Origin of the sequence: Shewanella piezotolerans WP3 (assembly GCF_000014885.1) — a bacterium.
GTDB classification, from domain to species: Bacteria; Pseudomonadota; Gammaproteobacteria; order Enterobacterales; family Shewanellaceae; genus Shewanella; species Shewanella piezotolerans.
Genome location: NC_011566.1, coordinates 3,893,006 through 3,915,018 on the forward strand (window position 1 = coordinate 3,893,006; position 22,013 = coordinate 3,915,018).

Here is a 22,013-nt window from a genome sequence, read left to right on the forward strand (position 1 = left end):
ACAATCATAATTCTAAGGAAGTCTAAAAATGCCAATAAAAACAAAAATAACTGTAGTCGCTCTGTCCCTCTCTATTTGCTTAAGTTCTGCAGTATATGCTGCGCCGACGTCAGCTCCCTATTTAAGTCCAAGTGAGCCAGTGGCTCAAAAAACTAATAGTGAATCAGAAAAAGCCAATGCGCTGTTTGAAACCATTTTCATGGAAAATGTGCAGGCCAGCCCAATATCTCAAACCTATCTCGGTATAAAAACCGATTATGACAAATGGGATGAGATGAGCGATGCGGCAACAGATGCAAAGTTAGCGCGCACCAAAAAACATTTAGCCCAGCTAAATATGCTCAATGTAGATAAACTCGATAGACAATCAAAATTGAGTTATCAACTACTGACTCAAAAGCTTGAGCAAGAGATAAAAGATGATCAGTGGCGTTACCATAGCTACCCTGTCAACCAGATGTATGGTGGCCACTCACAAATAGCGTCATTCTTGATCAACCAACATCAGATCAGCGATATTAAAGATGCTAAAGCCTATATTAGTCGTCTAAACGGTGTACCTAAACGCCTTTCACAGCTGCAAACAGCACTTGAAATACGTGCCAAAAAGGGCATTATTGCACCAAAATTTGTCTTTCCATATGTTATCTCTGATAGCAAAAACATTGTTAAAGGTGCTCCATTTGATGAGGGTGAAGACAGTGCGCTATGGGCAGACTTTAAACGAAAAGTCAGCGCCTTATCAATCAGTTCAGATGAACAACAGCAATTGTTAACTGCAGCTAAAGAAGCATTAGTTGATGACGTAAAACCTGCCTATGACAAGCTTATTGGATACATGGGTAGGCTAGAAACCAAAGCTGACACACGCGATGGCGCATGGAAGTTTCCACAGGGCGAAACTTATTATAACAATGCACTAGCACGGACAACCACAACAGATATGAGCGCCAGCGAGATCCATAAGCTTGGCCTATCTGAAGTGGCACGAATTCACAGTGAAATGCGCGATATAATGAAAAAGGTTAACTTTGAAGGCAGTCTTCAAGAGTTCTTCGCCTTTATGCGTGATGACCAACAATTTTACTATGCCGATACCGATCAAGGTCGCCAGGCTTACTTGCAAGAAGCTATAGCACTTATTGATACCATGAGTGGCAGACTTGATGAAGTATTTAAGGTTAAGCCAAAGGCACCGATGATAGTAAAGCAGGTCGAAGCCTTTCGAGAAAAGTCAGCAGGTAAAGCCTTTTATAACAATCCATCACCTGATGGAAGTCGCCCAGGAACCTACTACGCCAATCTATATGACATGAAAGCAATGCCTAAATACCAAATGGAGGCGCTGGCTTACCATGAAGGTACTCCAGGGCACCATATGCAAATAGCGATTGCACAGGAGCTCGAGGGAGTCCCTAAGTTCCGTAAGTATGGCGGTTACACTGCATACATTGAAGGCTGGGGTTTATACAGCGAATATTTCCCTAAAGAGATGGGAATGTATGCCGACCCATATTCTGACTTCGGTCGTTTAGCAATGGAGCTATGGCGTGCCTGCCGCTTAGTGGTTGATACCGGTATTCATGCTAAAAAATGGACCCGTGAACAATCTATAAACTACTACGTATCGAACACGCCTAATGCTGAGTCTGATGCCATCAAAATGGTAGAACGACACATTGTCATGCCTTCACAAGCAACTGCTTACAAAGTCGGTATGCTCAAGCTACTTGAGCTACGAGCAAAAGCACAAACTGCGCTAGGTGACAAATTCGATATTAGGGACTTCCATACAATTGTATTGCAAAATGGTCCAGTGCCATTAGATGTACTTGAGTCTGAAATTGATCTTTGGATAGATAAAAGCAGTTAATGATACCTAGGCTACTTTGTGCAAATAATACCAATCAGTAGAAAGTAGCCTTCAAAAAAAACCAATAAAAAAGCCACTGAATACAGTGGCTTTTTTATTGAACTGGCACAATGCCTCTGAAACGAGCATCTTCAAGTTGAACGGGGATAGTAGTAAATAGACTCATTTGTAGGGTACAGATAAATTTCAAGTGCTTAACAGAAAAATACCCCGGTAAAAGCCGGGGTAAACCAAAACTAGGATGATGGTTTTAAGGCTAGCATTGTTTTAGTTCTTCAACTTCTGCCAGCATCGAATCAAAACTGCATTACGCTGATTTGTACAACACAATAAAGAGGGGTCATTCTGTAGTGTGTTATAGGACTCAAATCGTTTTGAATCAACTGCCTGCATTGTATAAAATTAAGAACAAACTGCAACAAAAACCATAAAAACCAGCATTAGCAGTGACTAAATTCACACTGACTAAACAACCAGCACATCACGGTAAACCACTGATAAAGCTACAACTTTATTATTAAAACCTGATACGAAAAATACATTGTTCAAGATTTAAAACAATGTTTCCCATTTTTACTTACGTTTTGCATACAATTCTTTATATGGGTTATCCCAATAAGGCGGTGAGCCAATATGATCTTTAATGAAATCAATGAACGCACTAACCTTTGGTGCAAGATGTTTACGTCGAGGATAAACGGCTTGCAAAGGTAAATGATGAGTTAATTGCCATTCATCCAGAATTGGCACTAACGTTCCTTTAGCAATTTCATCTTCTAGCAAGTAACTCGCCAGATAGACAACCCCTAAACCGCTAACAGCAGCTGATTTTAGCGCTGGCGCATTATCGACTCTAAAATTACCAGAGACTCCAATTTCGCAATAGTCATCACCTTGCTTAAACTGCCAAACACTGTGCTCATGCCACTCACCTTGATATACAAGACAGTTATGATCAACCAATTGCTCAGGGCGGCTTGGCATACCATGTTGTTCGACATATGAGGGAGATGCAGCCAATAAGAATTGACACTTCATCAGCGGTCTAGCAACCATACCTAAAGGTAACTGCTCAGACATAGTCAGCAGTAGATCTAACCCTTCGCTGACGACATCAACTTTGTGATCAAGTAAACTAACTTGTAGCTCAAGTTCAGGATGCTTCGCCATGAACTCAGGTAGAGCCGGAATGATGTGCATGGTACCGAAAGATTGTGAAATACCGACTTTCAATACGCCGCGTGTTGCATCATTTAAATTATGAACGCTAGCAACAGCTTGATCTGCATCTCGTAACAGCTCCTCGCCTTGAGCATAAAGCAACTGGCCTGCTTCGGTAAGGCTTAAGCTACGAGTGGTACGCTGTATAAGTTGAACACCGAGCTTATGCTCAAGATCTGCAACTTGAGTGCTAACTTTAGACTTAGATATACCTAACTTTCGTGCTGCAGAGCTAAAACTACCCGCTCGAGCTACATGAGTAAAAATTGCGATTGGTTCTAAAAGTTCTAACATGTAAATCGCCTTAAGGTGTTTACGAGAGTAATAGTACTTCCATCGCTAAGATAAAGCTGACACAAAACATGTTACAGAACAATATCTTAAGTGAATATGCGTACGCTAGAGTAGAGTTGTACTTATTTAACCATTAAATGGTTTTGTTTTTATTTTTAGAAGTATACCAAAAAAACCTTAGATCTCATCATATAAGTACTTTTGTACTAGCATTAGCCAGACATTTTTGTAGGCTTTGACGTTTCAGGGCTGAGGTTTCGGTAATTAAAATATGAACCCGCTATCTCTATTTGGCGTTAAAGGGAAAACTAACTGGACAAGTCGAATGGCTTTAAACGAAAACCCCTGCATAAAGGTGGGATGCAGGGGCTGTTGCAATTTGGCTAGGCAACACAAGGATTTACATTTAATCGTTACAAATCTTGCTTATTCAAGCAGCTTTTTGCTTGCCGTTGCCACCAAAGAATAGTTCGCTAATTCAGGGATTTGAGCCTGAAGTTTTTTCTCTAACGCTGCTAAAGTCTCAAAGTTTTCACAAAGCCTTTCACCACGCGCTTCTAAGTCTTGTGCTTGCTCTTCCATTTGAAGCTCGATATCTTCTCCGATAGAGTCCATTTTCACTGAAAACGCATCCATTTTTGCCTCAAAAGAGTCACCATCGCCAGACATCATTTGGCTACCTAAGCTCATCATCATGGTGCCAATTGAGTTTTGAACTAGCTGCTCCATCTCTTTTTCAAACTCTTCACCAAATGCGCTTTCAAGGGAAGACTCGGTCGCCCCAAGATAAAACTTGTCACCATTTTGATAAGCAACGTCTTCAACTCGATCTTGCAAACCATCCATCATCTCATCAATTTTAGCCCCAGTTGCATCGCCGAGTAGCGGCGTCAGTGCCATACTCACAGCAGTTGATGCCATAGCTACGGCATCATTCACTAACTCAATGACCTCAGGAACTTGTGATGACACTTCATCAGCATATTGGCTAACCAGCTGTTGCTGCTGTTTGTTCAGTGAGATTTGCTCACCATTAACAAATAGCTTATTCATTTCAATACGGTATTGCTCTTTACCCACGTCACTCACTGTCAGCTTTTTAGGCTCTACAGTGACATCATAATTAAGTGATACTTCGCATTCATTGTTAAAATGTTCACCAGACTCGTCATGGGCACTGACTAATTGCAAACTAGAAGCTGACAGTAATACGGCTGAGACGCCGACAGAAGTAAGAAGTTTTTTCATCGCTGTAATCCTTTATCGCTTATAAATATAATTAGTCTAGATAAAGCACAGAGCATGCCAACAACACTAACCAATTGTTAATGAAGCTGAAATATGGAATTTAACCTTAGTACGGGAGTCTTTGGGAAGCTGATAATAGCCAATATTGCGAACTATTGGCTAAATATGACATTACTGAGTAAGTAAAACAGAGGATACTAAAAAATTGAACGACCCAATGTCTGACTAAGGGTCTCAAGCGCTGCGGTTCCAGCAAGTGAATTGCCATTAGTATCGAGCTCTGGAGACCAAACACATACCGACATATCACCGGGGATCACAGCAATGATCCCACCACCTACGCCACTTTTCCCAGGCATGCCAACACGATAGGCAAACTCTCCAGCACCATCATATAAGCCTGAAGTTGCTAGCAACGCATTTAACTGCCTTGTCTGCACTGGCGTTATTAGTTGTTTACCCGCCAAACTCTTTCCACCATTAGCAAGATAGATCATGGCTTTAGACAGATCGGCGCAGCTCATTCTCAAGGAGCAATAATGAAAATAACTCTTAAGGACAGTGTCGACATCATTGTTGAAGTTACCGAATGACTTCATCAGATATGCGATAGCGGCATTACGCGCACTATGCTGATATTCAGATCTGGCAACCGTTTTGTCGTAGCCAATCCTTTGATTATCACTCAGCCCGCGGACAATCTCCAACATTCTCTGTTTCGGCGCGCCTAAGCGGCCTTGCAATAGGTCTGCAATAACCAAAGCACCCGCATTAATAAATGGATTACGCGGTAGTCCTTTTTCTAACTCAACTTGCACCAAAGAGTTAAATGACTGGCCCGATGGTTCTTTGCCTACCCGAGACCAAATTTCAGGCTCTTCGTAATGCATTAGTGCCAGCGTTAAACTGAAGACTTTCGAAATACTCTGAATTGAAAAGGGCTCGAGATAATCTCCAGCCCCTATTGTGACACCATCTCTAGTCGTCACGGCGATACCGAGCTTATTGGCATTGATCTCAGCAAGAGCTGGAATATAATCAGCCACTTTACCTTGACCTAAAAGAGGTCGTACTTTTTCAATAACCTCTTCAAGCAATGCCAGCTCAGGCATTAACTCCACCAAATATCGTAAAGCTCACCGATTTCAACATCAGATACAGGCTGCCCTTCAAAGAAGGTTTTAACTGCAGCTCTGTCTTCATCAGTACACTTACCGATAGCTTGAGTAGCAATAATACCTTCCCACTCTTTATGGCCGCCACCATGGAAACCAAGGTCTCTAGGCTCAATAACCTCTTCGATGAACTGATCAACAATTGAGTCTATCTGCTCTTCGGTTACAGAGTCATTGAAAGTCCAGTTTGTATCGAAACCAAACTCTTGAAACTCATCAACGCGTAACTTTTTACGTAAACGACGACTACGATTAGCTGCCATGGTTATTCTCCCAGAAAGGTTATTTTATAAGAACGTAAATTTCAGCAGAGCGCTTAAACACGCTCAAACATGAGATCCCAAACGCCATGCCCTAAACGGTGGCCGCGCGCTTCAAATTTTGTTAGCGGACGATGCTCTGGACGCTCGACTACATCACCGGTAGCAGATTGGTTTTTGTAACCTGGCGCAGCAGTCATGACTTCTAACATGTGTTCGCTGTAGTTTTCCCAGTCAGTAGCAAGATGGAACACGCCACCAACTTTAAGCTTGCTGCGAATAAGCTCAGCAAATGGAGCTTGTACTATTCTGCGTTTGTGGTGACGTTTTTTGTGCCAAGGATCAGGAAAGAACAATTGCACGCGAGCTAAACTACCTTCGGCAATGCTATTTTCAAGTACCTCTAATGCATCATGATGATACACACGAAGGTTAGTCACGCCAGCTTCTGCTGCAACTGACAAGCATGCACCTACACCAGGCTTATGCACTTCAATACCAATAAAGTTAAGTTCTGGCGACGCCTTAGCCATCTCAACTAATGAACCTCCCATACCGAAGCCAATCTCTAGCACAGTGTCAGCTTCACGGCCAAACACTTCGACTAAATCGATCGCTTCTGGGGTATAATCTAGCCCCATAGATGGCCACTGCTGTTCCATCGCTTGAGCCTGCCCTTTTGTTAGGCGGCCTTCTCTTAATACAAAGCTTCTTACTTTGCGAAGGTATTTACCCTCTTCATTGAATTCAGCGGTTGTTACGTCGCTCATTTTCGCCCTCGCTTAAGACAGCTATTAATTAAAAAGAAAGGCATTATCCAAAGTTAAATCTTTAGTGCAAGCCCTATTGAGGCAAAATTATACCAATAATCTCAGTTTGTGCGAGTTACAAGCACTGTTTTACAAAAAATACTCACCAAGTCAGCTATTTTCCCGCAGTTGAAGCAGGATTCACTGACAATGATCGTTTAAACGAGTTAACAACTGTTGCTTGTTAAAGTATTCCTCTGTGGTTACACTGCGCCGATGAAAACTCCAGCCCCCTTTTCTCAGCGAATTATCAGTTGGTACGACTTACATGGTCGCAAACAACTTCCTTGGCAACAAAACAAAACCCCATATAAAGTGTGGATTTCAGAGATCATGTTGCAACAAACTCAAGTTGCGACTGTTATCCCCTACTTTGAAAAGTTTATTAGCCGCTTTCCCAGCATTGAAATATTGGCTGGCGCAGAGCAAGATGAAGTACTCCATCACTGGACTGGTTTAGGTTACTACGCCAGAGCACGTAATCTGCATAAAGCGGCTCAGCAAATTGTAGCCTTGCACCAAGGAAGCTTCCCTGTTGATTTTGAAGATGTATTATCCTTGCCTGGCATTGGTCGTTCGACAGCTGGCGCGGTACTGTCATTGTCACTAGGATTAAATCACCCCATTCTTGACGGTAATGTAAAGCGGGTACTGGCCAGGCATGGAGCAATTGATGGCTGGCCGGGGAAAAAACTGGTAGAAAATCAGCTGTGGCAACTCACTGAAGCGTTAACCCCAGCAAAAGAGATTCATAAGTATAACCAAGCGATGATGGATATTGGCGCTACGGTATGTACTCGCACCAAACCCAATTGTGCAGCTTGTCCGGTTGCGATTGACTGCAAAGCTCAATTGAGTGGGCGCCAACTAGAGTATCCAGGTAAGAAGCCTAAAAAAGTGGTCCCGGAAAAATCAGCATGGTTGCTCGTAGTAGAACACGAAAACCATGTTCATCTACAAAAAAGGCCACCAAGTGGTATTTGGGGTGGGCTTTGGTGTTTCCCTCAATTTACCAACCAAGCAGAGCTTGAAGAATACCTAAGTGAACATGCATTTAACATCAAGCATCGTGAAGATCTCGTTGGCTTTAGGCATACATTTAGCCACTTTCACCTCGACATACAACCAGTTTTGGTCTCAGTAAACAAGATTAGCGATAACCAGATCATGGAACAAGACTCTTCGGTCTGGTATAACTTACCTCATCCACCTAAAGTTGGTTTAGCCTCAGCGACTGAGCGCATTCTAGCGAGTTTAGGTTCTGTATTAATTAAGGAGTAATCATGGCTCGCACAGTAAATTGCGTATATTTGAAGAAAGAAGCAGAAGGATTAGGGTTTCAACTCTACCCTGGTGATTTAGGCAAACGTATTTTCGACAATGTGAGTAAAGAAGCGTGGGCGCTTTGGCAGTCCAAGCAAACGATGCTTATCAACGAAAATAAATTGAACATGATGAATGTTGATGATCGTAAGTTTCTAGAAGAGCAAATGATTAACTTTCTGTTTGAAGGGAAAGACGTTGAAATTGAGGGTTATGTACCTCAAAAAGACGACGAATAGTCTTCAACAAAAAAAGCGCCTTGAGGCGCTTTTTTATTATTCTATGCTAAGAATTATTTTTTAATCCCTTCAACCACAAGATTTAGGCTTACATGGGAAGAAGCTGGTCCCAAGTCCATCTGTACATTGTAATCTTTAAGCGCAAACTCTGTGCTGCCAGTAAAACCAGCCCTGTAGCCGCCCCAAGGGTCGCTACCTTCCCCTATTATCTTAGCGTCGATCGCTAGCGGTCTAGTGACACCATTAAAGGTAAAGTTACCGTTGAGTACAAACTTCCCATCACCTTTATCATCAACAGAGGTTGATACAAACGATGCTTCAGGAAACTTAGCAGTGTTTAAAAAGTCAGGGCTACGTAGATGCTTATCGCGCTCTGCATGATTTGAATCAACGCTGGCAGTATTGATGGTAACATTAACTTTCGAGTCAGCGATTTTAGTTTCATCAAATGAAAAGTCACCAGCAAAGGTATTAAAACGGCCAGCGACAAAGCTATAACCTAGATGACTAACCCTGAACTCTATCGATGCATGTGCTCCCTCAGTATCGATAACATAGTCAGCCGCCTGAGCAGAACTTGCCATCATTAAGCTCGCTGCTAATGTCGTCGCCAATAAACCCTTTTTCATCTTACTCTCTCCCTTATAAATGCAAATCTTGTTTAAATGTCAGTCTTGTTGAGTTTTAATCATTCTAAGTAATGTTGAATCTTTATCGATAAAGTGATGTTTCAATGCCCCAATAGCGTGCACAATTGCCAAGCCAATCAAACTATATGCTGCGTATTGATGGATAACCCCAGCAACATCAGCCTGATCATCAACAATGGCGCCAATGCTAGGAATTTCAATCCAATCAAACACCCATATACCTCGGTCATCAGCCGTTGATATCAAATAACCACTCAACATGATGATCACTAAAAGTAAGTACAGAGCGAAATGGGCAAAATGACTGGTTTTAATCTCCCAACTTTTATGAGTCGTTAAGCTCTCAGGTTTAGGAGTGAATAGTCGCCATAGTATTCGGAAAAATGTCGCCAAAAGCAGCAGCAACCCGATACTTTTATGCCAGTACGGCGCAGTTTTGTACCACTCACTGTAATAGGTCAGATCAACCATCCAAAAACCAACAGCAAATAAACCGATAACGGTAAATGCAGAAAGCCAATGCAACAGGATAGCGATTAACCCATAAGCGCTTTTAGTATTTAACAGCATCATGCCCCCTAAATAAATAATATGGAGCCATCATACATTCTACTTTTGGATATAAAATCAGTAAATTTAGGTCTTTACATTCTACTTTTTAGAACAGAAAACAATTACACCGCAGTTACTCCAACTCCTTAACTGCAAGTGTTAATCAAATAAAAAGTCATTTGAGCCCATTTATTGTCGTTAAAACCCATTTTTTTAACGCTAGCATTGTTCGTTTTTTTATAACTGCACACAAACTAGGCGAACAGTCCAACTAAAAACAAAAAGCGCTTGCAGGATAAAACTCAGCGCTATAATATACGCGCACTCCAAACGACACAGGCTTTAACGGCTTGGTTTGAAGTAGCAAATCTAACGTTTATATAACGGTAGTTGCCCGAATAGCTCAGTCGGTAGAGCAGAGGATTGAAAATCCTCGTGTCCCTGGTTCGATTCCGGGTTCGGGCACCAACATTTTATAATGAGTTAATCTGTATAAATAGATAACTTGTTAGCAAGATAAGCCGGCATAGCTCAGTTGGTAGAGCAACTGACTTGTAATCAGTAGGTCCCGAGTTCGACTCTTGGTGCCGGCACCATAAAAACAAAAAAGCCACTCAATAGAGTGGCTTTTTTGTATCTAACGTTCTGACATCGAGATCACTTTAACTTTCTTTCAGGTTAATGCGGAGCCACTCTGCCCAAATCGTTTTAGTTAACGATTAGTTTTATCAAGTTACTCTCGGCCTAAGTAGTCTCCCTCGCACGAATTCAAAAGAGCCTAACCCTTCCGATGGGGAGTTAGTGTGTTCTGTTAGTTTTTGAAACTAGTTTCTGCCCCAAAGTTGGTTAGCCTTCGAATGAAGACTAATTACATTTTGACTGGTGTTGCAAAGGAGTTTATTTGAACTTGTGGCTTCATGACTATTCATCGCCTCCAGCGGGGTATGTGCAGACACTGCTGAAGCACGCTTCAAGTACGTCCGTGTAAGCTCGGCGAAAACATCCATGTTTTCGACGGCTTCAGCCGTATCTACACTGGTTAACTGGTGTTTCAATTTATACTCTTGCGGCTTGATGCTTAACGCGGAAATGCCCCAAAATTAGTTAGCCACCATTGCTAATGGCTATTTTTTTTAATTCAGAACCAAATCTAAATCAAAGTCGTGGCGCTTCGCCCGCACCAGACCAAAAAGGGGAAAGCGCTTGCCCCCTTTTGGATATCCCTCAGCCCCCCAGCGAAATTTAAAAAGCTAAATTTCCAACGGGGAGATTTGATTCTTTGAGTTCATTGAAATAGTTTTAGGCTCAGATGTTTACGGGAAAACCGCTAAAGCTAAAACACAAGTGCTAAGTATTTACGCTTTAATAACTCAGTGAAGATGCTGTTAAGGTCTTCATATCGAGCCCTGTAGCATCCAGAGTTATGAATCTCTGATGAAAGCGAAGAACGTCCATTATGGCGCAAATGAATATGCCAAAAACGGTCCTACTAGGCATCGATAATTTTTTAACATTACATAAAACCGATAAAATTCAGTCTTATGACAAATGTAGAAAAGTGATACACGGACCCATTGAACACCCTAGGCTCTCTTTCTCCGTACACAACAAGGCAATTCATCTAACCTAGACTTAGAAATTATCTATTTACAGCAATGCCTTAGCAGTGATAGCTTGTTAAAAAATTAACGAGTTGCTAAGAACGTTATCGAGCGACTAATGAATAAGCTGTTAGCTGCACATGGAGATTTGGTGACAGATGAGTAAACCTAGAATATTCATAGGCTCTTCAGTAGAGAGTTTACCTATAGCTGACGCAATTGCTGAAAACTTAGAGTTTGATGCTGAAGTTACTATTTGGCGCAGTGGCACATTTAATCTATCTAGTAGTACGTTAGATGATCTGATTTTAAAATCTAAATCTGTTGATTTCTCTGCTTTCATATTTTCTCCTGATGATTTGGCAATTATGCGCTCAAGAGAACAATATGTTGTAAGGGATAATGTACTTTTCGAACTTGGGTTGTTTATTGGTTCTATTGGTAAAGAGAGATGCTTTATCATAAAACCCCGCGATGTGGAGCTACACTTCCCAAGTGACTTACTTGGTATTACTCCTACTGACTATGATCCAAATCGTTCAGATGCAAACTTAACTTCATCGTTAACCTATGCTTCAACACAAATAAAAAGAGAAATGAATAATAAAGGTGTATTTCAAGAAATTAGTACACCTAAAGTTCAAAAGCTTGATGTTAATAATGTATTAAGCGAAGTATCAGAAAACGATCTTATTATTTTGGGCTCATTATTAGAGAGCTACAACAACGACGTAGAGGGTTGTAGAAGTTGGGATTTACCTAATAAAATTCAAAAAAATATTCCGTCTCCAACTCTAAACCTTGCAATAGTTAAGCTGCAAAGAGTTGGCTTAATTGAAAAAGAGAATGATAGTGACTTTAATGGCAATGAATATTTTACATATCGTCTTACTGATTACGGTGTAGATATTTGTTTAAAAAATGAAGAGAAGCTTGCTAAATTATTTGCACCTAAACCACAGCAAGGTTTCATACCGCAAGCTCCGAAGTTTTAGTTTGGTGTAAAGTGCAGCTAACAAGTCAATTCAGCAGGACAAAAAACAGTTGGTTTTGCTCCTGCGTCGCTAATTTTAACCAACTATTTTTTGCCTCTGATTGAGGCGTTAGCGAGCATTATGAAACTGTTCTTGAATTCTAAGTCACTACTAATACTTTTAGCCCTGAGCCTTTCTATTTGGGCATATTTATCCTTATTAAATTATATCGAAGATCCTCGAGTAATCGACTCGGGCCTCGACGGAGAGGAAATGCATCTCTTGGAGTTAGGCTTCTTTTATCTGTCCTTAGCATCAACATTTTATCTTTGGGTCTGTTCGATTATTCATTGCTTCAAAAATATAAGTAAATTACTTTCAATTGTTATTGCAGTTATTTGGCCTCTAATTTACCTTTATATTTTTTATGTGTTAGGTTCAAATTGGCGTAGTGTCAAAGCTCGCTAACAAGGCATTCAATCGGACACATAACGTTGGCTGTGTTCGTGCCTCACAAATTATAGCCAACATTATTTAGCCGTTTGATCGGGGCGTTAGGTGTTCAACATGGATGATGATAAACGTCGAACCTATGCAGGAAGCCTTTCCCTTCTTTCACCTTTGGTGTTACTAGTACTACTTGCGTTGATAGTTAGTGATAGCCCATTAGCTTGGCTTGTAATGTTCACTGCAACCTTTTTTGCTATGGTAGCTGCCAGTGTAAGGCTATTCTGTGTTAATGGTGAGGTGTTTGAAGCACTAAGAAGTACATTGTGTGCGTTTATGCTAGGAAATTCGTATCTGTGTACCCCTTGTTGGGTTCTGGTGCTAGTTGTAGATTTATCGCTATATAAAGTAGCGGTTGGTATTTTTATTTTTCAGTTGGCAAACATATGGGGTGTCAGAACATTTTCAAAGTCTCCCCAGACACCTAACAAGCCTCTGAATTAAGATTCGCCAAGGCTGTCATACCATTTGCTGAGCAAATCGCCCGCCAGCACATGGTTCACTTATTAGAGGGGCGTTAGACATTTAAGGATGTTTCGTGGATTCAGGTAAGAATGAATTTTTAATCATTGGTTCAATTGGAAGTGCAATTGCTGCTCTAGCTCATTTAGGTTGTATTATTTTCGGTGGTGACTGGTATCGTTTTTTTGGTGCTGGTGAGCAAATGGCTCGAATGGCTGAAGATGGACATTGGTACCCTACAGTTGTTACATCAATCATAGTTTTGATTTTATCTATTTGGTCACTATATGGTTTATCTGGCTCTAAAGTTATTTTTAGACTTCCTCTTCTTAAACTTGGCTTAATTGTTATTTCGCTAATCTACCTAATACGTGGAGTAGCTTTTGTTGCAATCATGCCAATGTTTCCTGAAAACAGTTTAACTTTTTGGCTTGTAAGTTCTGGGATTTGCTTATCGATAGGTATCTTTTATTCAGTTGGTACTTTTCAGAGTTGGGCAAAACTAAGTGTAAAAAATGCCTAGCAAGGAAATTAAATAAAACTAAAACAGTGGGTTAAATTTCGCTTCGCTACACATTATAACCCACCATTTCAGTCCGCTTATTGCGGCGTTAGTTGGCTTACCGATGCCTGCACTCGTCAAAAGCCTAAATAGCAAAATTAATTTTTAAAAGGACTTAAATAATGAAAGTTTTTCCCCTTCTAGTGTCGTTGTCTATCTGGGCAAGTAGCTCTTATGCTATGGAAGATTTCTCTGCCATTGATAAATATGTAAACGCAGCGAAAAAAGAAATAGGTTTGCCTTCTGGCACCGCTATTGCCGTTGTTAAGGAGGGGGAAATTGTTTATGAAGGGTATTTTGGTTACGCTAACATCAAAGAAAACAAGAAAGTAACTGCTGAAACAGCATTCTATATTGCCTCAATAACAAAACCTATGTTCGCATTGTCCACTTTACTGTTGGAACACAATGGAGATATTAAAGACAGCACTTCAATGGCTGAAATGTTCCCTAAGCAAGACTTTCTGAATATAGATGCAGATAAAGTACAATTAAAACACTTGATGTCTTGCTCTTCAGGCATCGAGAATGATGCATTTTTAAATACTTTAGCTTTCACAGGCAACCATAATCTTAAGCAGCGTCATACTCTTTTAAGTGCTTCGGCTAAAAATGAAACAAACCCTTTGGGGCAATTTGAATATACCAATCTTGGTTTTAATATTGCTAGTGTATGGGTTGATGACTTCTACGCGCAAGGCTGGCAAAAGATATTATCAGAGACAATTTATCAACCACTTGGCATGAATCATACTAGTTCCTACATGAGTGATGCCACTAAAAAAGGTATTGCGGTAGCTCGTCCTTATGGATTAACAGGTAAAGATCCTACAGCAATTTTACCGTTTGAGAAAAGCGATATAACAATGCATGCAGCTGGTGGAACTATTGCAACTGCATCTGATCTTGGGCTATTTTTAATCGCGCAGCTCAACCAGGGAATAGTGAATGGCAAACAAGTGTTCCCTGCTGAAGTAATTAAAAAGTCTCACCAACAATTAGTCTCACACAATGCAAGTTTTCTTGATTTTAAACGTACTGGTTATGCATGGGGCTGGCAAATAGGCCCATACAAGGAAGTAGAATGCTTCATCATTTTGGTGGTGTTGCTGGTACTCATACCCACAGCTCTTTTATTCCAGAGCATAATATTGGTTTAGTGGTATTGAATAATGAAAATCAAATTAGTCAATATTTAACCAATGCAGTAAGTGATATCGCTTATAGTATTTTACTTGATGATGGGGATGCCAATAAAAAGGCAGAAAAGCATATTTTAGCGATGCGAATGAGAGCTTCTGAAGTGAAAGCAAACATTAAAAAGTGGAACGATATAAAGGCAAAAAAAGCATCCTCTAGAGTTATGCAACTTAGTCTGGATAAACAAAAATATGTTGGAGTATTTCATCATCCTCTTTGGGGACAATTAAATATTAAACTGCTTAAGTCAGGTGTTTTTGAAGTGAGATTAGGTGAAGTTAGTACAATAGCAACAGCTTATACTAAGTTGGATACAATGCGGGTCGAGTTCTCTGAAATGAATGAAGGAGGCAAAGTTTTAACATATAAATTAAAAAATGGTGAAGTTAAAGGCTTATCGCTTTTCGGAGAAAACTTTAACAAGGTATAACTAAAAAAAGTGGCGTAAAAGCCAACTAACAAGAAAATCAACAAGGGCACGTTACAGTTGGCTACGTTCGCTTCGCTACACATTTTAGCAAACAATTTTTAGCCTCTTATTGGGGCGTTATGTTTTTTGAGGATTTAAATGGTTATGAAAAATATATTTGCAATATCAATTGCTGTTTTTCTTAGTGGTTGTGTTTCAGTCAACACTGTTGAGCAATTAAAAATATCGGGTAAGAAGAGCGAAGAGTATTGCTCAGCTATTTCACCAGAAAAGCTAGAACAAAGTTATAGCAACTATCTAGGGCAGTGTTTTAAGACAAGCTCTGTAGATATGGGATCTGCAACCGTCGGTGAGATAATGACAGTTAGTCGCTTGTCTACAAATAACGGGGTTGATCTACGGGTTGTGAAAACGATCGTAAAGGGCAATTCCTACCAGCTAGTCGTATCGATTGACGAAGGGAATGAACAATGTCGAAGTGTAGTTCGGGCATATGCATACAACTGGACGCAAGCAAATCATTTTGAAAATATAAAAGTTATTTCAGATAACGGTACAGCAGACAAGTGCGCTAATGATTTGTTTTGAGGTTAAAAACATAACAAGGCACTGTAGTCGGATTTCTGCTAGCCCGGCTGCGCTCGTACCTCGCGAGGTAAGGTAAAGGGGTCGGAGCTAATTAGAGAATTTACCATACTTTGTCTAATCAAAAATTTATGAGCTAGAGCAGATTTTCTAGCTCATTTATGTCCGTGCGACCTGAAGTCGTATGAAGCGTTGTTCACCACGGTAAGAGTGAACCATCTGTATCACCAGATGACCCTAAGACTCTGAATAAAGTAGCGAGTCTGACAATGTAACGATATTTGGCTTATGTCAAATGGGAACTGAATCGTGAGAGGACGTTCTTCCTGATAACCACAATCGGGTAAGTGCTAGGGTGTCAGTATGATGAACGTATGTGAATCCATGTAAGGTGCGTTATATGAGAAACAGCGGAAGTGGTTAATACGCTGTGGCCAAAAGGCACGAGAGTTGGAAAGAGATTGGACAGTGCTCTTTCGTGATCAAATAACTCTCCGCACTATAGTGGGCATCTAACCTGACGTTGCGCGACATACGGAACAGGGTAAGCCTGTATTGCTCCCTTTGGGGAAAGTGGCCTGCGAAGGCTACTGATAGTGATGTAGGTAAAGGAGGCTGGAAAAAGCGAAAGCCGTGTTGTAATGATGCGGATACAGGTTGTTATCTGGCGCAAAAGCGAGCTGACTTCTAGCTGGTCTCCCGTTGCAAGATGATTTGAAGAACTTTATTCAAGGAGAAACGCAAATGATGGCTTCAATCGAAGTTAGTGCATCTCCTGACAGCGCTCAATGGCAATCCATTAACTGGAAAGCGGTTAAGCAACATGTATTAAAGCTTCAAATGCGCATTGCAAAAGCAACCCGAGAAGGTAAACACGGTAAGGCGAAAGCGTTGCAGTGGATATTAACTCACTCTAAATCAGCAAAATTGCTTGCAGTTAAAAGAGTTTCTCAAAACAAAGGCAGCAAAACACCTGGAATCGACGGGATCATTTGGAACAGTGATGCTCGTTGTATAGGTGCGGTCAATCAACTGAGTAGAAAGGGCTATCATGCCAAACCGCTCAGGCGTATCTACATCCCCAAGAAAAACGGCAAACTCAGACCTTTAGGCATTCCCTGCATGATAGACAGAGCGCAACAAGCGCTTCATCTTCTCGCCTTGGAGCCTATTTCAGAAACGGCAGCCGACCTCAATAGCTATGGCTTTCGACCTAACCGAAGCGCAGCAGATGCAATTGCACAGTGCTTCAAATGTTTGTGTATGAAGCGCTCTAGTCAGTGGGTTCTTGAGGGAGATATCAAAGCCTGTTTCGATAAGATTGGTCATCAATGGCTCATCGATAACATTCAATTAGATAAGCGAATGCTGAAACAATGGCTTGGATGTGGTTATGTTGATAAAGGATTGTTCTACAAAACAGCAGAAGGAACACCGCAAGGCGGGATAATCTCCCCAACGCTGATGTTACTGACGCTGGCTGGGTTAGAACAGTTGGTTAAGTCTATTGCTTGTAAAACAGGGAATAGAGTCAACTTTATCGGGTACGCAGATGATTTTGTTATCACAGGTTCTTCGAAGGAAGTGCTCGTCAATGAAATCAAACCGCAACTCATTGGCTTTCTACAGGAAAGAGGCTTAACACTCTCTGATGAGAAAACGCACATAACTCATATCGATGATGGTTTTGACTTTCTGGGATTCAATCTTAGGAAGTACAAAGGCAAACTGCTCATTAAACCGAGCAAGAGTAACGTTCTATCATTTTTGAGTAATCTACGTGAATTCATCAGAAAACATCCAACAATCCCCGTTAACGATTTAATCAAAATATTGAATCCGAAACTGAGAGGATAGGCGAACTATTATCGCCACAGTGTTGCAAAGCAAGTTTTCGGTTATGTAGGCCATCAACTTTTCTGGCTGTTATGGCGATGGGCGGTAAGGCGTCATCCAACGAAAAGTAAGGACTGGGTGAGGCGTAAATATTACATGAATCGCATAGGTGGGTGGCAATTCCATGGCTGGCAGAAGATTGCCAACATGGACTGCCATTTTAATCTGGTTCAGATAGCTCAAACGCCGATAAAAAGACATGTGAAAATCAGGAGCGCAGCTATACCTTACGACCCCGAATACGAAGCTTACTTAAGTAAGCGGAAACGGGCAAAGGAAGGCAGAAACTCTTGGTTTGATCCTGTTTTGGCTGCTATGTAGGGTGCTGGGTAACAGAATACGCCTTTGTGGAGGCTTGAGCCGTATGCAGTGAAAGTTGCACGTACGGTTCTTAGGAGGGTGGCACTTGGTAACAAGTGCCGCCTATCCGACAATAATGAGCTTGGCCGTTAGGCTGATATCTAGTGACTAACAGCCATTACAGACACAGCCAATACACCCACTCCCCATCGAAGTTACCGAAGTGCGTTGAAGACTCTTTATAAGCCAAAGTCTGTAATGCCCACACGGTCTTTCTCATGCATCCATGCACTTCAAGACATTCAGGCATCCTGCCTATCAGAGTTGGGCATAGCTTTCGCGGGACAGGCCGTTCTTTGGCATCTGCCCCATATGGATATGGGAAATGTCTATATGATGTCGGGAACATCATTGACCATGCCATCGCGGCATTCGTAAATCCATTTACATCAGATGTCCCATCGGAAGCGTTAGGCTATTTCGAATAAGTATGAGGAAGACAACTTCGTTTGCGGCGCTGAGGGGGTGACTCATGTGAAATCAAGAGCGGGCGCAAGCGCTTTGCCCCTTGGCTCGACTCTTTGTTGCAAGACTGGGTGAAGCGCCACGATCTTATATCAAACGAAGTGTGATTGGTTTGGCTTTTAGATGCAGAAGTGCTCAAGCACAAACAAACTGTTGCCCATTAACGAGTCAGACTCATGGAACAGCCTGCGATTCATCTGGGTTGGGCTGTTCAAGCTTCTAAATCATGGATGATTTAGCAGAGCCTATAGGATATATTCACGACGACTTGCAGCAGCTCAATGCAGCTGAGTAGCATCGAAAGCTCAATGCCCCTTAGCTACTTGCACTTACAATTTACGCCAAGCATAAATAGGCAACTAACATCACGACTCCCTCGCCCTGCTCTTGTACTAGCAATTGCTTAAGCTAATACGCGGCCAACAAAAAAGGGAGCCTATGGCTCCCTTAAATTGATGTCGACGCTATAAACGACCTAACTACCAGCTACGCATCTTATGGCCTTTAAGGGCGTAGAATAAGATGAATAGGTAACAAGGTAGGCACACCCAATAAGCTAACTGTGTATTGTCAGCAAAGTGAGCAACTTTACCAAAGACTAGCGGTAAAATAGCACCGCCAGAGATCCCCATAATCAACAGCGCCGAACCTTGTGCGGTATATTTCCCAAGGCCTTCAAGCGCTAATGGCCAGATTGATGGCCACACCAATGCATGAGCTAGCCCCATCATAGCCACGAATGTGACCGTATTAGGGATAACAGGTATGCCACTCCAACCCCATAGAATATCGGCAATAAGCGTGCTATCGGCTGAGGCGGTAGTTGCACCAATGACACATAAAATACCCGCTATCGCCGATCCTAACAACGCTTTTTCTTGAGTAATAAATCGAGGAATACAGGTGACACCAATAATGTAACCCAACACCATAAACACCATGGTATACGAAGTTAATGAAGCAAAATTATTCACCCCGAGGCTCGCGCCATATAAACCAATGGTATCACCAGCGATCACCTCTACACCTACATAAGCAAACAGTGCTACGGCACCTAAAATCACCTGTGGGAAATGAGTAATGCTGCCTTTAGTTTGATGATCATCTGCCGCTTCAAATTCTAATTCAGGCAGTGATGAAAACTTAACTAATCCGATCAAGAATGTCAGCGCAACGGCCATATAGATGTACGGCGCGACCAGACGTGAAGACAATTCACTGATTTGCGCTGTACGCTCAGTTTCACTCAATGCAGCTAAATGATCTGCAGTAAAGTTTTCAAAACCTGACAATACTAAAGCAGTGAACAAAATGGGAACGATAACACCCGCACCTTTGTTAATCAGCCCCATGATGCTTATTCGCATCGCAGCACTCTCTTTAGGCCCAATATGCACTACATAAGGGTTAGATGCTGTTTGTAAAATAGTAAGTCCAGTGCCTAAAACAAATAGCGCACCTAAGAATAAGATAAAGTTGGCACTTTGAGCTGCTGGGATAAACAGCAATGAACCGACAACCATAATAGCAAGGCCGATAGCCATACCATTTTTATAGCCGGTTTTTTTGAGTATCGATGACATGGGTAGTGCCATCACGGTATAAGCAATATAAAAAGCAAACGTGACAAATAACGCTTGGAATTCATTCAGCTCACAGATGATTTTAAGGAATGGGATCAAAGAGCCGTTAAGCCATGTCACAAATCCAAAGATAAAAAAGAGCACACCTATTATGGTCATAGGTAGAATACTGCTCTTAGGGCTAGCTTGAGCCTGAGTCGTTGCTGTCATGTATTTAAACCTGCTTCTTATAGTAATTAATTTGATGATAACAGAATCGCCTGCTATCCCTTCCTTCCATTTTGCTTACTTATCAACAACAGATTTTTATCTGCTTTTAGTCCCCATCGCTGGGTTATTGTTTCATTGATGTTAAAACATTACCAGTAAAAAGACAACGCTGTCATTTTAACTTTAAGCGAAATAATTTCATTCACCAGCATCGACTTTTCAGTCGCTTTAATGGCGCAACTCAACAGCTTAATAACAAAGACTTAAACCTTTATGAAAATTGATCGTTTATACATCCAATAAAGCACCAACCACTGCACTAGTAATAATCCAATTACCGCCATTAAGCTCTGAGCAGGTACAGGAAACCAATTGATAACCCCACCAAATAGGCTATCAGCAGTATACTTCCAGTTAACAATACTGGTGGCAAGGTAGATAACTATGGCATTACAACCAATCACAATAAACGGAAATGCCCAGCGGCTGAGCTTCATCACATCGATAACGCCATAAAATAGCGTCAATAACAGCACACTCCAACCAGAGGTAACCAGCACAAAGCTGCTGGTCCATAACGTCTTATTAACGGGGATAATAGGTGATATTAGCCAGCCAAGAGCTAGTAGCCCTAGACCTAATAAACACATTACAGCAAGCTTATACCACTCCCCTTTTGCATGGGTCTTAACAATAAAATGACCGACAAAAACACCTAGGAGCCCGTTAACGACTGCGGGAATAGTCGATAAGATCCCTTCGGGGTCAACCGCTGCATTTTGAAAAATAACGCCTGGTAATAACATGCCATCGATGGCGGCATTAATCGATCCGGTAGCTGTAAACGCACCGGTGCTATCAAGTGTTATCAGCGGAAACATTTGCAATAAAGCATAACCAACTAGAATCGAGACACTGGCAATGATTTGGGTTCTGAGACTAGTATGCCAAACTAGCAAGGCACAAAAGAACCAAGCAAAAGCAATACGCCCTAATACACTAGCGTAGCGAATATCTCCTAATGCCATAGGAGCACCAGTGCCCCAACCGTGGTTATAAATAACTCCAAGCAATAGCAATAACAGTAACCTTTTTACAGCGTGCTGATAGAGTGGCATTCGCTGAACCATTGGCAGCTTATCTAGTCTTTTTGGCGATAGCCCAAGTGCAACACCTGATAAAAATATAAAAAGCGGGAAGATTAAATCGTAGAAGGTGAAACCATGCCATGCACTATGGTGCATCTGTTTATCGAGCCAATGTAAGCCGCCCCAGCCTGTTAACACAATAAGCGCGGCGAAAATGGCTTCACCACCCAAAATCCAAAACATATCAAACCCGCGTAGCGCATCGAGTGACTTAAGTCTTACTTTGTTTTTTTTGGGGCCGTGCTCTGTCTGTGATTGGGTATTTTTTATTATTGTCATTAGTATCACTCTTTAAACAAATAGCTGTTATGGCTCAATTTCAATAGATAACAAAAAACCTCGATAGCTTAAGCTACAGAGGTTTAGGTAAAATGAATCAAATACCT

Annotated in this window: 18 protein-coding genes, 2 tRNA genes and 1 pseudogene; 12 read left to right on the top strand and 9 right to left on the bottom strand. The window is 41.4% G+C overall.

Annotation, left to right across the window (positions count from 1 at the left end):
- Positions 1–28 precede the first annotated feature (28 nt).
- Positions 29–1,873 carry a DUF885 domain-containing protein gene (locus SWP_RS16400; RefSeq protein ID WP_020913712.1) on the top strand — a complete coding sequence of 615 codons (1,845 nt, stop codon included), beginning with the start codon at positions 29–31 and terminating at the stop codon, positions 1,871–1,873.
- Positions 1,874–2,446: 573 nt separating this feature from the next.
- Here the strand turns inward: SWP_RS16400 and SWP_RS16405 are convergent.
- From SWP_RS16405 to trmB, 5 genes are all read right to left on the bottom strand, one after another.
- On the bottom strand, positions 2,447–3,388 hold the full coding sequence (locus SWP_RS16405; protein ID WP_020913713.1) for a LysR family transcriptional regulator: 942 nt from the start codon (positions 3,386–3,388) through the stop codon (positions 2,447–2,449).
- 426 nt (positions 3,389–3,814) lie between these two features.
- Complete coding sequence (locus tag SWP_RS16410) at positions 3,815–4,636, bottom strand: YggN family protein (protein WP_020913714.1); 822 nt, start codon at positions 4,634–4,636, stop codon at positions 3,815–3,817.
- 197 nt (positions 4,637–4,833) lie between these two features.
- Positions 4,834–5,748 (bottom strand): glutaminase B, encoded by a 915-nt coding sequence (gene glsB / locus SWP_RS16415; protein WP_020913715.1) that lies wholly within the window; start codon positions 5,746–5,748, stop codon positions 4,834–4,836.
- The gene (locus tag SWP_RS16420; RefSeq protein ID WP_020913716.1) at positions 5,748–6,074 is read right to left on the bottom strand and encodes a YggL family protein; all 327 of its coding nucleotides are present in this window, start codon (positions 6,072–6,074) and stop codon (positions 5,748–5,750) included. The genes glsB and SWP_RS16420 overlap by 1 nt, the downstream gene beginning before the upstream one ends.
- 53 nt (positions 6,075–6,127) lie before the next feature.
- On the bottom strand, positions 6,128–6,841 hold the full coding sequence (gene trmB, locus SWP_RS16425) for a tRNA (guanosine(46)-N7)-methyltransferase TrmB (RefSeq protein WP_020913717.1): 714 nt from the start codon (positions 6,839–6,841) through the stop codon (positions 6,128–6,130).
- A 255-nt stretch (positions 6,842–7,096) separates the two neighbouring features.
- Here trmB and mutY point away from each other — a divergent pair, with 255 nt between their 5' ends.
- Together mutY and SWP_RS16435 are read left to right on the top strand one after the other, a co-directional pair.
- On the top strand, positions 7,097–8,161 hold the full coding sequence (gene mutY, locus SWP_RS16430; RefSeq protein WP_044556011.1) for an A/G-specific adenine glycosylase: 1,065 nt from the start codon (positions 7,097–7,099) through the stop codon (positions 8,159–8,161).
- A gap of 2 nt (positions 8,162–8,163) precedes the next feature.
- The gene (locus tag SWP_RS16435) at positions 8,164–8,442 is read left to right on the top strand and encodes an oxidative damage protection protein (protein ID WP_020913719.1); all 279 of its coding nucleotides are present in this window, start codon (positions 8,164–8,166) and stop codon (positions 8,440–8,442) included.
- Between the two features lie 53 nt (positions 8,443–8,495).
- Here SWP_RS16435 and SWP_RS16440 read toward each other — a convergent pair whose 3' ends face one another.
- Both SWP_RS16440 and SWP_RS16445 read right to left on the bottom strand, forming a co-directional pair.
- The gene (locus tag SWP_RS16440) at positions 8,496–9,071 is read right to left on the bottom strand and encodes a YceI family protein (protein ID WP_020913720.1); all 576 of its coding nucleotides are present in this window, start codon (positions 9,069–9,071) and stop codon (positions 8,496–8,498) included.
- Between the two features lie 39 nt (positions 9,072–9,110).
- Positions 9,111–9,662 (bottom strand): cytochrome b, encoded by a 552-nt coding sequence (locus SWP_RS16445; RefSeq protein WP_020913721.1) that lies wholly within the window; start codon positions 9,660–9,662, stop codon positions 9,111–9,113.
- Positions 9,663–10,036: 374 nt separating this feature from the next.
- On the opposite strand from SWP_RS16445, the gene SWP_RS16450 reads away from it, so the two are divergent.
- The 9 genes and pseudogenes from SWP_RS16450 (at position 10,037) to ltrA (ending at position 18,182) form a co-directional block, all read left to right on the top strand.
- Positions 10,037–10,112 (top strand) — tRNA-Phe (locus SWP_RS16450).
- 52 nt (positions 10,113–10,164) lie between these two features.
- Positions 10,165–10,240: transfer RNA gene (locus SWP_RS16455), tRNA-Thr, on the top strand.
- Between the two features lie 1,163 nt (positions 10,241–11,403).
- Positions 11,404–12,240 carry a TIR domain-containing protein gene (locus SWP_RS16465; protein WP_020913722.1) on the top strand — a complete coding sequence of 279 codons (837 nt, stop codon included), beginning with the start codon at positions 11,404–11,406 and terminating at the stop codon, positions 12,238–12,240.
- A gap of 546 nt (positions 12,241–12,786) precedes the next feature.
- On the top strand, positions 12,787–13,170 hold the full coding sequence (locus SWP_RS16470) for a hypothetical protein (protein WP_044556013.1): 384 nt from the start codon (positions 12,787–12,789) through the stop codon (positions 13,168–13,170).
- 94 nt (positions 13,171–13,264) lie between these two features.
- Positions 13,265–13,711: a hypothetical protein gene (locus tag SWP_RS16475; protein ID WP_020913723.1), complete on the top strand. Its 447-nt coding sequence runs from the start codon at positions 13,265–13,267 to the stop codon at positions 13,709–13,711.
- Between the two features lie 161 nt (positions 13,712–13,872).
- Entirely contained in the window at positions 13,873–14,910 is a 1,038-nt protein-coding gene (locus SWP_RS16480) for a serine hydrolase domain-containing protein (RefSeq protein ID WP_044556014.1), read from the top strand.
- Positions 14,835–15,380, top strand: a complete 546-nt coding sequence (locus SWP_RS16485; protein ID WP_044556015.1) for a hypothetical protein — start codon at positions 14,835–14,837, stop codon at positions 15,378–15,380. The genes SWP_RS16480 and SWP_RS16485 overlap by 76 nt, the downstream gene beginning before the upstream one ends.
- 144 nt (positions 15,381–15,524) lie before the next feature.
- Positions 15,525–15,968 carry a hypothetical protein gene (locus SWP_RS16490; protein WP_020913726.1) on the top strand — a complete coding sequence of 148 codons (444 nt, stop codon included), beginning with the start codon at positions 15,525–15,527 and terminating at the stop codon, positions 15,966–15,968.
- A 741-nt stretch (positions 15,969–16,709) separates the two neighbouring features.
- Positions 16,710–18,182 (top strand): annotated as a pseudogene (ltrA, locus tag SWP_RS16495) (group II intron reverse transcriptase/maturase).
- A gap of 983 nt (positions 18,183–19,165) precedes the next feature.
- On the opposite strand, the gene SWP_RS16500 reads toward ltrA, so the two are convergent.
- Both SWP_RS16500 and nagX read right to left on the bottom strand, forming a co-directional pair.
- Entirely contained in the window at positions 19,166–20,479 is a 1,314-nt protein-coding gene (locus SWP_RS16500) for a sugar MFS transporter (protein ID WP_020913728.1), read from the bottom strand.
- A gap of 263 nt (positions 20,480–20,742) precedes the next feature.
- Positions 20,743–21,897, bottom strand: a complete 1,155-nt coding sequence (gene nagX, locus SWP_RS16505) for a transmembrane glucosamine N-acetyltransferase NagX (protein WP_420804972.1) — start codon at positions 21,895–21,897, stop codon at positions 20,743–20,745.
- Positions 21,898–22,013 lie beyond the last annotated feature (116 nt).

What these genes read in the sequence shown, in the direction of transcription:
- SWP_RS16500 (WP_020913728.1), bottom strand. Translation starts at nt 20,479, where the DNA reads ATGACAGCAACGACTCAGGCTCAAGCTAGCCCTAAGAGCAGTATTCTA.
- SWP_RS16445 (WP_020913721.1), bottom strand. Translation starts at nt 9,662, where the DNA reads ATGCTGTTAAATACTAAAAGCGCTTATGGGTTAATCGCTATCCTGTTG.
- SWP_RS16420 (WP_020913716.1), bottom strand. Translation starts at nt 6,074, where the DNA reads ATGGCAGCTAATCGTAGTCGTCGTTTACGTAAAAAGTTACGCGTTGAT.
- SWP_RS16465 (WP_020913722.1), top strand. Translation starts at nt 11,404, where the DNA reads ATGAGTAAACCTAGAATATTCATAGGCTCTTCAGTAGAGAGTTTACCT.
- SWP_RS16485 (WP_044556015.1), top strand. Translation starts at nt 14,835, where the DNA reads ATGCTTCATCATTTTGGTGGTGTTGCTGGTACTCATACCCACAGCTCT.
- trmB (WP_020913717.1), bottom strand. Translation starts at nt 6,841, where the DNA reads ATGAGCGACGTAACAACCGCTGAATTCAATGAAGAGGGTAAATACCTT.
- SWP_RS16405 (WP_020913713.1), bottom strand. Translation starts at nt 3,388, where the DNA reads ATGTTAGAACTTTTAGAACCAATCGCAATTTTTACTCATGTAGCTCGA.
- SWP_RS16490 (WP_020913726.1), top strand. Translation starts at nt 15,525, where the DNA reads ATGAAAAATATATTTGCAATATCAATTGCTGTTTTTCTTAGTGGTTGT.
- SWP_RS16440 (WP_020913720.1), bottom strand. Translation starts at nt 9,071, where the DNA reads ATGAAAAAGGGTTTATTGGCGACGACATTAGCAGCGAGCTTAATGATG.
- SWP_RS16480 (WP_044556014.1), top strand. Translation starts at nt 13,873, where the DNA reads ATGAAAGTTTTTCCCCTTCTAGTGTCGTTGTCTATCTGGGCAAGTAGC.
- mutY (WP_044556011.1), top strand. Translation starts at nt 7,097, where the DNA reads ATGAAAACTCCAGCCCCCTTTTCTCAGCGAATTATCAGTTGGTACGAC.
- SWP_RS16400 (WP_020913712.1), top strand. Translation starts at nt 29, where the DNA reads ATGCCAATAAAAACAAAAATAACTGTAGTCGCTCTGTCCCTCTCTATT.
- SWP_RS16435 (WP_020913719.1), top strand. Translation starts at nt 8,164, where the DNA reads ATGGCTCGCACAGTAAATTGCGTATATTTGAAGAAAGAAGCAGAAGGA.
- glsB (WP_020913715.1), bottom strand. Translation starts at nt 5,748, where the DNA reads ATGCCTGAGCTGGCATTGCTTGAAGAGGTTATTGAAAAAGTACGACCT.
- SWP_RS16410 (WP_020913714.1), bottom strand. Translation starts at nt 4,636, where the DNA reads ATGAAAAAACTTCTTACTTCTGTCGGCGTCTCAGCCGTATTACTGTCA.
- SWP_RS16470 (WP_044556013.1), top strand. Translation starts at nt 12,787, where the DNA reads ATGGATGATGATAAACGTCGAACCTATGCAGGAAGCCTTTCCCTTCTT.